The sequence below is a fragment of the Microbacterium sp. SORGH_AS_0969 genome (genome assembly GCF_030818255.1).
GTDB lineage: Bacteria > Actinomycetota > Actinomycetes > Actinomycetales > Microbacteriaceae > Microbacterium.
This window is the reverse complement of sequence record NZ_JAUTAG010000001.1, coordinates 1,615,970-1,629,954: the sequence shown is the minus strand read 5'-3', so window position 1 is coordinate 1,629,954 and position 13,985 is coordinate 1,615,970. Positions and strand designations below refer to the sequence as shown.

Annotated in this window: 7 protein-coding genes; 6 read left to right on the top strand and 1 reads right to left on the bottom strand. The window is 72.7% G+C overall.

All coding sequences use genetic code 11. The annotated features are described in order from the left end of the window. The first annotated feature begins 52 nt into the window (after nt 1-52). The 6 genes from QE388_RS07565 (at nt 53) to QE388_RS07540 (ending at nt 8,948) form a co-directional block, all read left to right on the top strand. Nucleotides 53-829 carry an FHA domain-containing protein gene (locus tag QE388_RS07565; RefSeq protein ID WP_307384498.1) on the top strand — a complete coding sequence of 259 codons (777 nt, stop codon included), beginning with the start codon at nt 53-55 and terminating at the stop codon, nt 827-829. Beyond that, nucleotides 829-1,104: a hypothetical protein gene (locus QE388_RS07560; RefSeq protein ID WP_275800842.1), complete on the top strand. Its 276-nt coding sequence runs from the start codon at nt 829-831 to the stop codon at nt 1,102-1,104. The genes QE388_RS07565 and QE388_RS07560 overlap by 1 nt, the downstream gene beginning before the upstream one ends. Continuing rightward, entirely contained in the window at nt 1,101-2,450 is a 1,350-nt protein-coding gene (locus QE388_RS07555; protein ID WP_275800841.1) for an EsaB/YukD family protein, read from the top strand. Before QE388_RS07560 ends, QE388_RS07555 begins: the two co-directional genes overlap by 4 nt. Next, complete coding sequence (locus QE388_RS07550; protein ID WP_307384495.1) at nt 2,447-3,241, top strand: hypothetical protein; 795 nt, start codon at nt 2,447-2,449, stop codon at nt 3,239-3,241. The genes QE388_RS07555 and QE388_RS07550 overlap by 4 nt, the downstream gene beginning before the upstream one ends. Beyond that, on the top strand, nt 3,238-7,533 hold the full coding sequence (gene eccCa / locus QE388_RS07545; RefSeq protein WP_307384493.1) for a type VII secretion protein EccCa: 4,296 nt from the start codon (nt 3,238-3,240) through the stop codon (nt 7,531-7,533). The genes QE388_RS07550 and eccCa overlap by 4 nt, the downstream gene beginning before the upstream one ends. A gap of 245 nt (nt 7,534-7,778) precedes the next feature. Continuing rightward, on the top strand, nt 7,779-8,948 hold the full coding sequence (locus QE388_RS07540) for a Fic family protein (protein WP_307384489.1): 1,170 nt from the start codon (nt 7,779-7,781) through the stop codon (nt 8,946-8,948). A gap of 218 nt (nt 8,949-9,166) precedes the next feature. Here QE388_RS07540 and QE388_RS07535 read toward each other — a convergent pair whose 3' ends face one another. Further along, nucleotides 9,167-13,597 carry an SCO7613 C-terminal domain-containing membrane protein gene (locus QE388_RS07535; RefSeq protein ID WP_307384487.1) on the bottom strand — a complete coding sequence of 1,477 codons (4,431 nt, stop codon included), beginning with the start codon at nt 13,595-13,597 and terminating at the stop codon, nt 9,167-9,169. Nucleotides 13,598-13,985 lie beyond the last annotated feature (388 nt).

Here is a 13,985-nt window from a genome sequence, read left to right as displayed (position 1 = left end):
GGGCCGGGAAAGACGCATGAAGAAGGTATTGGTCGGTGTCCAGGGAGGCGGCATGACCACGAACGAGGCGCTGCGCCTCGCCGACGTCGACCCGCTCGTGTTCACGCAGCGGGCGCACGCGGGGCAGCTCATCGGCGCGGTGGCGCTCGACGTCGTAATGCCCCTCGCCGTCTTGGCCGCGGGCATCGCCGTCGCGATCGCCGGTCTGCCCGCCGTGGGCAATGTCCTCGTCGCCGTCGCGCTCGTCCTGATCGCCGCGACTGTGTGGCTGCTCGGCCGTACCGGGCGCACGCTGGGCGCGACGACCGTCGACGTCCGTTTCGTCCGTCGGTCGACCGGAGCTGCGGCCGGACCCGGCACCCTCCTCGCGCTCGTCAGCGGGGCGCTCGGGGCGTACGACCTGCGGCGCGGCCGCGACCCGTTCGCCCCCGCCATCGCCGCGTTCGCGTTCCCCGACGACGGCGGTGGGGCCCCGGCATCCGTCCGTCCGCGACGCGGGATGGTTCCCACCCTCGCTCTCGATTCGGGCGAACGCCTCTCGCTCGATGCGGCGCTCGTGCTCGGCCGCGATCCGCTCGCTCCGCCCGATGCCCCCGCGCAGGTGTACCGGTGGGCCGACATGTCCCGCACGCTGTCGAAGTCGCACGTGCGCCTCGAGTGGGACGGTCGGCAGGTGTGGGTCACCGACCTCGGTTCGACCAACGGCACGCTCGTACGCGGCGCCGGAGCATCGACGCCGCTCCTCGCGCACCAGCGCACGCCCGTGCCCGGGAACGTGACGCTGGAGATCGGCGATCGCGTGTTGACCATCCGAGAGGCAGGCCGCTGATGCCCGACCAACGCGACGCGGTGCTCATCGAGCAGGCGAAGATCCAGCGCATGCGTCTGGGGTCGGCCCTGCTCTACGGCCACATCGGCGAGCGCCGCACCGTCAACGATCACGCGAAGCGCCTGATGGGCACGATCGTCATCGCCGCCGTCGCGTGCGCCGCATGCGTTGGGGTGTCGTTCGTCTCTCAGCTGCTGAGCGAGCGAGCGGAGACCTCGTCGACCGTGCAGACCCCGTCGACCGTCCCCACCCCGACCGGAGCCCAGACCCCGTGAGCATCTACACCCGCGTGACCGTGGCGGGCGCGCAGCGCCGTGTCGAGGTCGTCGTCCCCCGCACCGAGCCTCTCGGCGCGGCTCTCCCGCGCCTCATCGACCTGCTCGGCGAGACCGCGGGAACCGTGGCGCGACCGCTCGCGGTCGTCGCGCCGGACGGTGAGCAGATCGATATCGCCCTGACCCCGCAGCAGCTCGACCTCGTCGACGGCTCGCTCGTGCGCCTCGTGCGACTGGATGCCGCGCCCCCGCCTCCCGTCGTGATCGACGTCACCGACGCCGCCGCCGACGCGCACGACGCGCGGCCCGACCGGTGGGACGGCCGCTCACGCGCGATCGCGGGCTCCGTCGGGATCGCGGTGGCCTTCGCCCTGGCCGGATGGACGGCGCCCTGGAGCGCGCCGGCCGTCGGCGCGTTCAGCCTGCTCGGGGCCGCGCTGTTCCTGCTCGGGGTGACGATCGCGCTCGGTCTCGGCGGTCTCCGCCGACTGTCGGTGTGCGTGGCGGCGGCTGCCGCGGGACTCGTTCTACCGGTGGGCACCGCGACCTCCGCCGCGATCGCGGGCGCTGGATACCCGGCCACCGCCACCCTCGTCGCCGGAATCGCCGCGGCGATCGCGGTCGGCTCGACCGCCGTCGTACTGGCCGTGGGAGTCGCTCATCGTCGACGGGGAGCGGCTGCCGGAGGCGCCGTGGGCGCCGTCCTTGCCTCGCTGCTCCTCGGTCTGGTGCTCGCGCGGGTCGACGTGGTCTCGGCAGCAGCGATCACGGGCGTCGTGGCGGCCTTCGCGACGGGCCCGCTGCCCTGGATCGCGCTGGGAGCAGCCGGCCTCACCGACCTCGATCAGCGCGCCGCCGAGGGATCGCCGCCCAGCCGCCGCCGCACCTTCGCGGCGATCGACGAGGCCTACGCGGCGCTCACGTGGAGCGTGGCGGCCACCGCGTCGATCATCGGCGTGACGGGCGTGGTCCTCGCCCTCTCCGGCACGATCTGGACCGAGCTGCTCGCGCTCGCCCTGTTCCTCGTCGCCGCGCTGCGCACGCGCGCCTTCCCCCTCCGCTCGCACGGCTGGCTCCTGTGGGCGGCGGGCGGCGCCATCGCGGCGGCAATACTTCTGGTGCTGCTGTCCGGGGATCGAGCGTGGATCGGCACCGTCGTGGCCGTCGGGGGAGCCGCGATCATCGCGGCAGCGGTGCTCGTCCGCCCCCGCGCGCACGTCCGCGCACGCCTCCGCGGAGTGGGCAACATCATCGAGTCGCTCGCGGTCCTCTCCCTGCTCCCCCTGCTCGTCGGAGCCCTCGGCGTGTACGCCGATCTGCTGGCGATGTTCGGCGGTCGGCCGTGACCGTGCTCGACGCCCGCGCCGTCGCCGCCGCCGTGTTCGGCAGCGGCGCCAACGGGCGTATCGAACTGACCGCCTGGGATGCCGCGATCCGCGGCAGTCTGTCGACCACGCGTCGCATCGGGGTGCTGTCCCTGTCGCCCGGGGCCGGGACGAGCACGGTCGCCCACCAGCTCACGCGGGCCGTCGCCGCGCGGCGGAGCGCCCCCGTGCTCGCGGTGGACGTCTCGTCCGGTGACGACGGACTCGGCGCACGCCTCGGCGCCGCGCCCGTCGGTCCCGATGAGACGCGCGCGGGAGCGCGCACCACCGCCGAGGCGTTGTCCGGACTCGAGGTCGCCGACGGGGTGGTCGCGCTGCGCCCGCGCGACAGCACGGACGCGGTCGGCACCTGGCTCGGTGAGGCCGCCCCCATCACCCGCTTCTTCGACGTCGCGATCACGGACTTCGGGGTTCGGCATCCGCTCGTCGACCTCGCCGCGTGCGCCGCGCTGTGCGACGTCGTGTGCCTCGTCAGCGACGGACGTCGGTCGCCGGTCGAGCACGCGCGGTCCGTGGTGACCGCGATCGCCGGCCTCCCGGAGGCGCCGACAGTCGTGCTGGCGCTCGTCAACCACGCCCGCGAGGGCGACGCCGTGGCCCGCGCCGTCGCCACAGGAACGCCGCATCCCGTGATCGCCGTACCGTTCGACCCGGGCCTGCGAGCGGGTGGCGCCGCACGCCGCTCGCTGACACACCGCGCCCTCGTGCGACTGGCCGCTGCCCTGGTGCGCGCCGAGGGGGCGGCCGCGTGAACGTCCGGATCGTGCACCGCCCGGCGCGGATCAGCGAGCCCGTGGTGCCCGCCGACGACGTCGTGCTCGCGCCGCCCCCGCCGGTCGGCGAAGGGCCGACCGGCTTCCCGCTGCAGTCTCTCCTGCCGATCGTCGGGAGTCTGTCGTCGATCACCATGATCGTGCTGCTGCGCAACAACCCGCTCATGGTCGTGGTCGGTGCCGTCATCCTCGTCGTCGCGCTCGTCGGCGGTCTGGGCCTGGCCTTCACGCAGCGGGGCAACGCCGCGCGCCAGCGGCGTGTGCAGCGCGAGCGCTATCTCGACTACCTCGAGGAGACGCGCGAGACGGTGCGGGAACGGGCCGACCGCCAACGCGACGCGGCCTTGGCCCTCAACCCCGCCCCCGGCACTCTCGTCGAGATCGGAGCGGATCCGGCGCGGCGCTGGGAACGACGCCCCGGCGACGCCGACTTCCTGCGCGTGCGAATCGGAACGGGCGACCTCCGGGCTGTCGAGGTGGCCCTGCCCGCCGAACAGAACCCGGTGCAGCCCTTCGACCCGGTCATGCGCGAGTCGGCGGAACGGATGGTCCGCCTCGCGGGGGTCGCCCAGGGGATGCCCGCCACCGTCGACCTGGAGGGCGGAGGACACGTGTCGATCGTCGGCGACCGAACCGACACCCTGCCCGTCGCGCGCACCCTCGTGGCCCAGATCGCCGCGTTCCATTCGCCCGATGACGTGCACATCGCGGCCGTCGTCGCGCCGCACCGGCTGGACGATTGGCGCGGACTCGACCTCGTCCCCCACCTGTCGTCGGACGCTGCTCCGACCGGAGCCGTCGCCGCGCGGCGCCTCGCTCCCCGTCTCGACGACCTCCTCTCACTCCTGAGCGCCGAACTCCGCGACCGCGTCGCGACCGCCGCCGCCTCCCGGCGCGCGGGGCGTCGCACGAAGCCGGGCCGCCTGATCGTCGTCATCGACGAGGGCGACGGCTCGGCGAGCACCATGCCCCGTCTGGACGCAGCGCTGAGTCTGGCCGACCTCGGCATCACCGTCGTCCACGTGGTGGACGACAGGCTGAAGGAACCGCCCACCGTCGGTGTGCGCGTGACCGTCGCGGAAGGCATCGCCACGATCGAGACCCCGGGTTCGGGTGAGGCCCCGGCCACCGGCATCCGGATCGACCCCGTTTCGAGCGAGGCGCTCGAGGTGATCGCGCGCCCGCTCGCGGGGCTCCGCCTCACCCGCACCTCCGCCGAAGACGCCGGCACCTCTCTCGCCCCCGACGTCACGCAGCTTCTGGGCGTGGACGAGGTGGATGCCATCGACGTGAAGGCCTCGTGGCGGGTGCGCAGCGCCGCGGAGTTCCTTCGCGTGCCCATCGGCGTCGACGACCGGGGCGGCCCGGTGCTGCTCGACCTCAAGGAGTCGGCGCAGCTCGGGATGGGTCCGCACGGGATCTGCATCGGCGCGACCGGCTCGGGAAAGAGCGAACTGCTGCGCACGCTCATCCTCGGGCTCGCCCTGACCCACTCGCCCGACGACCTCAGCATGATCCTCGTCGACTACAAGGGGGGCGCGGCGTTCGCGCCGTTCTCGCGGCTCCCGCACGTCGCGGGCATCATCGACAACCTCGCCGACGACCCGCAGCTGACCGAGCGCGCTCGGTCGAGCATCCAGGGCGAGGTCGTGCGTCGGCAGCGCCTGTTGAAGGATGCCGGGAACGCGGCATCCATCGGCCACTACCGACAGATGCGCCGGGAACGGCCCGACCTGCCGGCGCTGCCGCACCTCTTCCTCGTCATCGACGAGTTCGGCGAGCTGCTCACGGCCGAACCCGACTTCGTCGAGCTGCTGCTGACGATCGGGCGCATCGGTCGATCGATCGGCGTGCACCTGCTGCTGTCGAGCCAGCGCATCGAGGGCGGACGCCTCCGCGGCCTCGACACGTACCTCTCGTACCGCATCGGTTTGCGCACCTTCTCGGAGGCCGAGTCGGCCGTCGTGCTCGACACCCCGGATGCCTTCCACCTCCCCGCCATCCCCGGTTTCGGCTACCTGAAGGTCGACACCTCGGTCTACACCCGCTTCCGCGCCGGTTACGTCTCGGGACCGGTTCCCGACCCCGTCGAGGCCGGACCACGGCACGACGATGCCCCGCCGGTCCTGCCGCTTCCCGCCTACGACCTCCCCGCGCACGAGGTCGAGGCCGAAGAGTTCGACAGCGCCGAGCCCGAGACCCCGACCACCGGCCGCACGCTCGTGCAAGCGGCGACCCAGCGTCTCGCCCGCGGCGTCACCCGCACGCGGCCGGTCTGGCTCCCGCCGCTGCCGCCCGTGCTCACACTCGGCGGTGTGCTGCCGCAGGCCGACGGCGCCGGGACGCTCCGTGCCCCGATGGGCCTCCTCGACAACCCCTCCACGCAGACGCAGTCGCCCTGGATGCTCGACCTCACCCGTTCGGGCGGACACGTGTCGATCACCGGAGCACCTCAGTCGGGACGCTCGATGTTCCTGCGCACCCTCGCGGCGTCGCTGTCGTTCACGCACTCGCCGCGCCAGGTCAGCATCTACGGCATGGACCTCACCGGCGGCGGCCTCGCCCGCATCGAGCCGTTCCCGCACGTCGGCGGTGTCGCCACGCGCGGGCACCGCGAGCGCCTCACGCGACTGCTCGAGGAGCTCACCGCGATGCTCGCGACGCGCGAGCGCGTCTTCCGCGACTACGGTCTCGACTCTCTCGCCGACATGCGCCGCCAGCACGCGCAAGGGCGTCTGCCCGAGCTGCCGAGCGCCGACGTCGTTCTGCTCGTCGACGGGCTCGGGGCGCTGCGCCAAGACTTCGACGACCTCGAGGCGCCGCTCGCGCAGCTCCTGGAGAGGGGCGGAAGCTTCGGCATCCATGTCGTCGTCGCCCTCTCGCGGTGGAACGAGCTCCGTATGAACCTGCAGGGCCTCATCGGCACGCGCCTGGAACTGAAGCTCAACGATCCCGCCGACTCGCAGATCGCGCGCAAGCTCTCGACGACCCTCAAGGCCGACCAGCCGGGCCGCGTGCTCACCGACGACAAGCTGTTCGCGCAGATCGCCCTCCCCCTGCTCGAAGAGGTCGACGACGGCGACACCGGCGAGGCGCTCGAACAGCTCGCGCGAGAGAGTGCGGCGCGCTGGGGCGGTCAGGGGGCGGCGCCGATCCGCCTGCTGCCCGAAGAACTGTCCCCGGCCGAGCTGCCCGATGCGATCGACGAACCGGATGCCGTGCCCCTGGGGCTCCGCCAAGACACGATGCAGCCCGTGCTCCTCGATGTCGTCACGCGCGACCCGCACCTGCTCGTGCTGGGCGACAGCCACTGCGGCAAGACCACCGCCCTCCGCGGGATCGTGCGCGGCACGATCGACCGGCACACCCCGGAAGAGCTCGTCGTTGCGCTCATGGACGCGCGCGGGGAGCTGGTGTCGGAGGTGCCGGACGCGTACCTCGGCGGACACGCGTCGTCGGGACGACAGGCGCGCCTGCTCGCCGAGTCGATCGCCGTCGAGCTCGAGAAGCGCCAGAGCGACCGCGACTCGGGCCCGCGGATCCTCGTGATCGCCGACGACTTCGACATCCTCTCCGCCGGCGGCACCGAGCCCCTGCGCCCCCTGCTGCCATACCTCGCCTCGGCTCGCGATCTGCGCCTGAACGTCGTGGTCAGCCGGCCGGTGGCCGGCGCCGCGCGCGCGATGTTCGATGCGGCGCTGCAGGGCATCCGCGACACCGGAGGCACGGCTCTGATCATGTCGGGCGACCGCTCCGAGGGCGCGATCCTGCCGAAGCTCTACGCGGAGCCCATGATCGCCGGCCGCGGCCGCCTCGCGCGGCGCGGCGAGCGGCCGACGCTGGTGCAGGTGGCGAACTTCGTCGCCGGGGAAGGGGCGGCGGCGGGTGCGAGCGCGGGTGTCGCGGCGGGTGGGACGGCAGATGCGGCCGCGGGCGCGGGCGCGGATGCGACGGCAGGGGCGGCGGCGGGCGCGGGGGCTGGGGCGGCGGCGGGTGGCTCAACGGTGACGGGCGGCGCGGCGGCGGGCTGCGAGACAGCAGACGTTCATGACGCGGCAGCGGGCGGTGACGCCGCGCGGGCTGACGATGCGGCGGTGGGCGGCGACACCGCCGACCTCGGCGACGAGGCGATCGTCGGCGACACCGCGGTGAAGTCGCGGGCCGACGCGGGTCGGCGCGCCGAGGGCACGGCATCCGGTCCCCGTCCTGCCGGGACGGACGCCGAGGATCCGCCGCTGACGCGACGCAGAAGAGCCAACCGCGCGCCGTAGTCCTCGGCGCCGGCGGATGATGGCGGCGGAGGCGAGACATGCGGCCCACCTCTGCGCGCACGGGAGTTGGCCTCGTCGTTTCTTCCAAACTGGTCGACGCGAGAAACGACCGCGTCGCGCGGAGGAGGACCGACGCTCCAACCGACGTTCAAGTCACTTGGAGCGTCAGGCTCACGCTCCAACTCGAGTTACAACCGCGCCATGACGCTCCAACTGAAACGCCCAGTTAGTTGTAGCGTGGATGCATGGATGCAACCCGATCTGTCGACTCCGCATTCGGATACGCCACGCGCGAGCCCGGCAAGAAGGATGCGTTCGTCTATTACCTCCCCAGGCCCATCCCGCGCCAATTGAACCTGTCGAGCGTGGTCGTCGCCGCACTCTCCGAAGCGGACGCGGCTCTCGGACATCTGCAGGGACTGGGCATGCTCATCACCGACCCGAGCCTGCTCATCGGCCCGTACCTTCGGCGTGAGGCGCTCGCGAGCTCTCGAATAGAGGGCACCCAAGCATCGCTATCCGAGGTGTTCCAAGCAGAGATCGACACCGACGCGCGCAACGACGACACCGCCGAAGTCCACCGCTATCTTCAGGCGACGCATCAGGCCTACACGTTGGCAGCAACGTTGCCGATCACCCAGAGACTGATCCTTCAGGTCCACGAAACCCTCTTGACTGGGGTGCGGGGCGAGGAGAAATCGCCTGGGGAGTTCCGACGCTCCCCCGTCTGGGTGGGCCGCGCTGGCGCTACGCCGACGTCCGCAACATTCGTACCGCCGCTCCCCCAACACCTGGGCGACCTCCTCGCGGATTGGGAGCGGTTCGTCAACGACGACGGTCGCGCCCTGCCGGCGCTCGTGCAGGCCGGGCTCATGCACTACCAGTTCGAGACGATCCACCCGTTCCTCGACGGCAACGGCCGAATCGGGCGGCTGCTCATCAACCTCCTTCTCATGGAACGCAAGCGCCTTCCCCTGCCGCTGCTATACCTCTCGAACTACTTCGAAACCCACCGGGAGGAGTACTACGAGCGGCTTCAGGCCGTGCGTGAGAAAGCCGACATCGAGGGATGGCTCACGTTCTTCCTCGAGGCCGTTCGCGCACAAGCTGACGACGCCGTCGACCGCTCCCGCAGGCTGATTTCCATTCGCGAGCGATATCACTCGGAAGCCATCAAGGAGCGTTCGAACCTGCCGCGGCTCGTCGACATCATCGTTCGGAACCCGTTCGTTACGGTCAAGTCAGTCGAAGACGAGCTCCAGATGACCAACCAAGGAACACGCCTGCTCATCAAGAACGCTGAGAAGCGAGGCTGGCTCCGCTCCCTAGGAACGCACGGCAGGGGCGGGCGCGAACGATGGTACGCGCCCGCGATCTTCGAGGTCATCGACATGCCGATGGGCTACGAGGGCTGACGGGCAACGCGAGGACGCTCCTTCGAGTTTTCGGTTACCGTCAGTGGGCCTCCGACACGCGCAGAATCGGAGATGAGCGTCAGATTCGGACCTGCCCGGTGCATCGATCCGAATCTGCTGCTCATCTCCGAATCTGGTCCGCCGCCTCGGCGCTGAGCGGCCGCGCCACCTCAGCGCAGCGCCGCCGCGCCTCCTCAGCGCAGCGCCGCACCGCCACCTCAGCGCAGCGCGCGAATCGCGAGGGCCGCGGCCTTCACCTCGCGGATGCGGCGCTCGTATGTGGCCGCGACGATGATGAGGAGCACACCCGCGATCCCGAGCCAGAGCCACCACAGGCCCGACACGCTCTCGTAGATCGACGCGATCCAGGGCCAGAGCTGGGCGACGGCGTGCACGATCAGCACGACACCGCCGAGCAGCACCGGGGCCTGCAACCTGAAGCGCGCACCGACCAACAGCACGGCGAGGGCGACCACGCCGAGCCCGATCACGCGCCAGAGCACGTTGTCGCCGACGAAGTCGAACAGCAGAGACGGGACGAGCAGCAGCGCCAGTCCTACGCCGAGGGCAGGCCAGCTGTGGAGCTCGGGTCGAGCGCGGAGAGAGCGGATGCCGTGCCACACGAGCACGGCCGCGATCGGCGCCGTCACGAGCTCGACCGGATCGGCGGATCCTGTGGCGAGAGCGACCGTTCCCAGCGCAGCCGCGACACCCACACCGGCCCAGAACACGAGCGCGCGATGCACGCCGTTCCAGAGAACCGCGACGGCGAGGATCGCGACGATCGTCACCGCTGCGCGAAGGCTTTCGTCGCCGACCGCGGCGAGCCGCAGCGCGGAGAGGACCCCCGCGAATCCCAGCGCCGTCAGCGCGGCCGACGGAGAAGCGAACGCCGGGACGGCGTCGCCCCGACGCTGCAGAAGAACCGCGACCACCACGAGGGGGACCGCCACCGCGAGCATCCACGCGTCGAAGGCGGGCCGGTCGAGGTCGACGACCCCGCGCACGCCGCCCGCGACGACGAGAGCCAGAGCCGCCACACCGAGCGTCGGCAGGACCAGCGGACGCAGCACGTCGCGCGTCACGAGCGCCGCCACGAGCAGAAGAACGACAGCGGCGGCGAGGACCGAGATCGCCCGCGGGAGCTCATCAGCGACGAGGGCTGCCGAGGGGAGGAGCGCCACGCCGAGCCCGAGGCTCACGAGACCCGTGGCCGCCGGAGAGAGAGGCCGAGCGCGCAGCGCCGCTGCGGCCGCGACGAGGACGGCCGCGAGGGGAAGCGTCATCCCCTCGACCGGGCGGATGCCCGCGCCGAGGCCGGTCACGGCGACGAGCGCCGCGCCACCGAGGAGGACGGATGCCACCGGGATTCCCGCCAGCGCGTGCCGGACCCGCAGGACCGCGGCGCCGGCAGCACCGAGCACGAGGACCGCCAGAACAGCTCGCACGATCGGGCCGCCATCGACGCCGACGAGCACCGTCTCGCCGATCGCGAGAACGACCGCTGCCGCGATGACCGCCCCTCGACCGAGGGGTAGCGTCCAGGGCTCCGAACGACGCCCGCAGCCCACGGCCGCGGCAGTCAGGGCCGCGGCGACCACGAGCACGAACGCGTCGAGGAGAGGGCCCCCGGATGCACCGCGCTCCGCCGCGTGGAGAAGCTGCGCACCCCCCACGAGAAGCAACGACAGCGCGCCCGCGGCGGCGACCGCGAGCGGGAGCACGTCGGGCGTCCGCGGCGGGCGAACCCAGGAACCGGCGACGAGGATCACCGCACCCAACACACCGGCGACGACCACGCGAACGGTGTCTTCGGCATCCGTCACCGCCGAGGGGACTAGCGCCAGCGCTGTCCCGGCGAAGGCGATCACGGCGGGCGGGGCGACCGAGCGCCCGCCGACGCGGCGACGCGCACGCTCATTCGCGGCGGCCAGCAGCACGAGAGCACCCGCGAGCGGGAGCGTGTACGCCTCGACGGTCTCGACTCCTTCGGACGAGAGCAGCAGCCAGAGCGCGCCCGTCGCGAGCGCGACCGCGAGCCACACGAGATGGCGCCGCACACCCCGAGAGACGAAGAGTCCGTCCGCGTCGACGGACCAGATCAGGGCGGTGATCGCGACGATCAGGAGCGGGAGCCAGAAACCCGCGCGAGGGGCGAACGCCGTCACCGACAGGAGCGCGACCGCGGCGGTTCCGGCGTCGGTGAGGATCCGCGTGCGGACGTCACCGCGCAGGGCGACCAGCGCGACGGCGGCCGCGAGGAGGCCGACGGACGCGACCGCGACGCTCGCCACCAGCTCGACCGGCTCGAGCGGGCGGATGATCGCAAGAGCCGCCATCGTCGCGAGCAGCGGCCACACGACCGCCGCCCCGGGCCGCAGGGCCACCCAGGCGCGGCACGCACGGCCGAGGACGATCCACGCGGCGGCCGCGGTGGCCACGACCCCGATCCCGGTCCACCACGTCGACGCGGCGCGATCGGTGTTGCCGAACACCGCGAAGACCGCCGCCGACAGGAAGACGATCGCGAGTCCCACGGAGGCAGCCGCCTCGCGCTGCCCGGCGTCCCATCCACGCGGAGGCGCGAGCGGACCACTCCAGGGCGCCAGGGCGAGCAGCAGGCAGATCGACGCGACAGACCCGACGGCTTCGAGCGGCCCGAGACCGAGGACCTCGAGACCGAGCCCCTCGAGCACGGCGGCGGGGGCGAGCCACGCGCTGCCTGCCGCGAAAGCGACGAACACCCCGGTCGAGGGCACGCGTACCGCCGGGGTGACGGATGCCAGCATCCAGAGCACGACGAGGAACCCGAGCGTCGCGACGGTCCACGCCAGCGGCGACGAGAACGACAGGACCCAACCGGTCAGGAGTGCGAGGCTCCCCGCCACGGCGGACACCGCGACATCGCCCCGTCGTCGCCGCAGAAGCACCACGCCGGTGATCGCCAGCGCGATGTACCAGAGGACGATCGCGAGACCCACGCGCCATTGCGGACCGACCAGGAGCAGAACGCCCGCGGCGACCCACCACACGACGACACGGCGGCTCGCGCCGCGGCCGGTGAGACGCCACACGAGAGCGGCCAGCACCACCGCGGCGACGAGCGAGATGACCGCGGCCGTGCTCGTGGCATCCACGTCGTTCACGACGAACGCGGATTCGCCGAACAGCGGGAGCAGGCGACGCAGCGGAGCACCCAGCGCCGCGAGCGCCCAGAGGACGGGGGCGACCGCGGCCAGGGCGGCGCCCGCGGCAGCGGTGAGGGCGCCGGCGAGCAGGGCCGTTCGGGCAGCCCCAGCCCCCAGCCGTGCCGCGACGGCCTCGAGGGCGAGCGCGACGACCACCGCGACGAGGAGGGGAACGGTGACGGTGACCGTGGCATCCGCGAGACGGACGACCGTGGCGGTGACGCCGGACCCGAGAGCGAGCACCGCGAACGGCGCCGCCACGGTCGCGACCGGAGCCGCACCGGTGCGGAGGAACGCGCCCGCGTGCACGGCGAGCAGCACGGCGAGCGGGACGCTCGCGGCGAACGGCGTCCACGCACTCTCGGGGTCGAGGACGAGCGCGGAGATCAGGGCGAGGATCGCGCCGATCCCCGCGAACGCCCGAAGGGCCGTGGTTTCGATCGCGACGGATCCGATGTCGGCCCGGGCCAGCCGCCGCACGAGCGGAGCGGCGAGGGTGAGGACGAGGACCGTCAGTCCGGCGGCGTACCACCCGAGCGTGATGTCGCGGGAGAGCAGACCGGCCACGACGAGAGGCGGACCCACCGCCAGCGACGCGACGCCCGCGGACAGCGGAGCGCGGAGGCCTGCGAGGCGCGCCCAGACGACGAACGCGATGCCGGCGAGAACCGCCGCCCACCCCCAGTAGACGCGCGCATCCGCCCCGGACGCGCCGGCGAGGTCGTTGGCGCGCACGGCCCACACGTCGAGGGCGACGAGGGCGATCCCGAGGAGCGCGATCCCTTCGGCCGTCGCGGTCAGTCGCCGACGGCGAAGAACGGATGCCGTGACGATCACACCCGCGGTCAGAGCCCCCACGATGATCGAGCGCAGGACGAGACCGCCGCTGACCCAGGCCACCGTGAGAAAGAACGCCGCGGCCACGGCGAGCAGGACGACGCCGACCGAGAGGAGGAAGACCTGCACGCCCGAGCGGCGCGGTTTCGCCGGCTCGTCGGGTTTCGGCGGAGGGAAGGCCGGCCCGCTCGGAGCGACCTCGCTCGGACCGCCCGCAGGCGGGACGGCCCCGGCGTCCGGGGACGGATGCAGCTCGCCCGGAGGGGCGAACCCCGGGGGCGCCGTGAACGTCGGGGGTGCCGCCGCCTGAGCGGCCACCGGCAGCGCAGGCCCGGAGCCCGCGGCGGGCTCGACCGGCGCGGCGTCGGGAACCGGCACCGACGTGCCCTGCTCCTCTGCGGGCTCGAGTGCGCCGGGGGGAGAGATCGGAGCCGCTGGGCCGGAGACCGGGACCGAAGCGGGAGGAACGGGCGTCTCGGCAGCAGCCGGAACCGGCCCTGCAGATGGGACTGCCGATGTCGTGGGCTCGGGAACGGCCGCGCGTGCCCGCGCCGCGGCATCCTCACGAATCAGCCGCAGCGCCTCGTCGCGCGCGTGGACGAGACCGGCGATGTTCTGCGACAACGAGAGGACGTCAAAGGTCCGCGGATCGCTGAGATCGAGTCCGCACGTCGCACAGGGCGACGCCGTGATCGGCGCGAAGCACCATGGGCACCGCGATGTATCGGTCAGTAGTTCGGGCTGCGACGGCCACGCCCTCCCGTGACTGCCCCCGTGCCCTCCCGCGACTTCCGTCATGGTCCCCCCTCGGCGTCGGTCGTTCTCCAGGCTAGCGAAGCGCCCGCGACGAGAGGGGGTTGTCCACAGGCGGGGCACGGATGCCGCGCCGGCACCAGGTGAGCACACAGCGTCGTCGAGGTGAAGGGACTGACCATCCGCTGGCGGAGACCTCCGCGGCCCTTGAGGGGAGCCACCCGGAGGCAGCCCCCTCACCTTCGCGCGGCGCGACCGA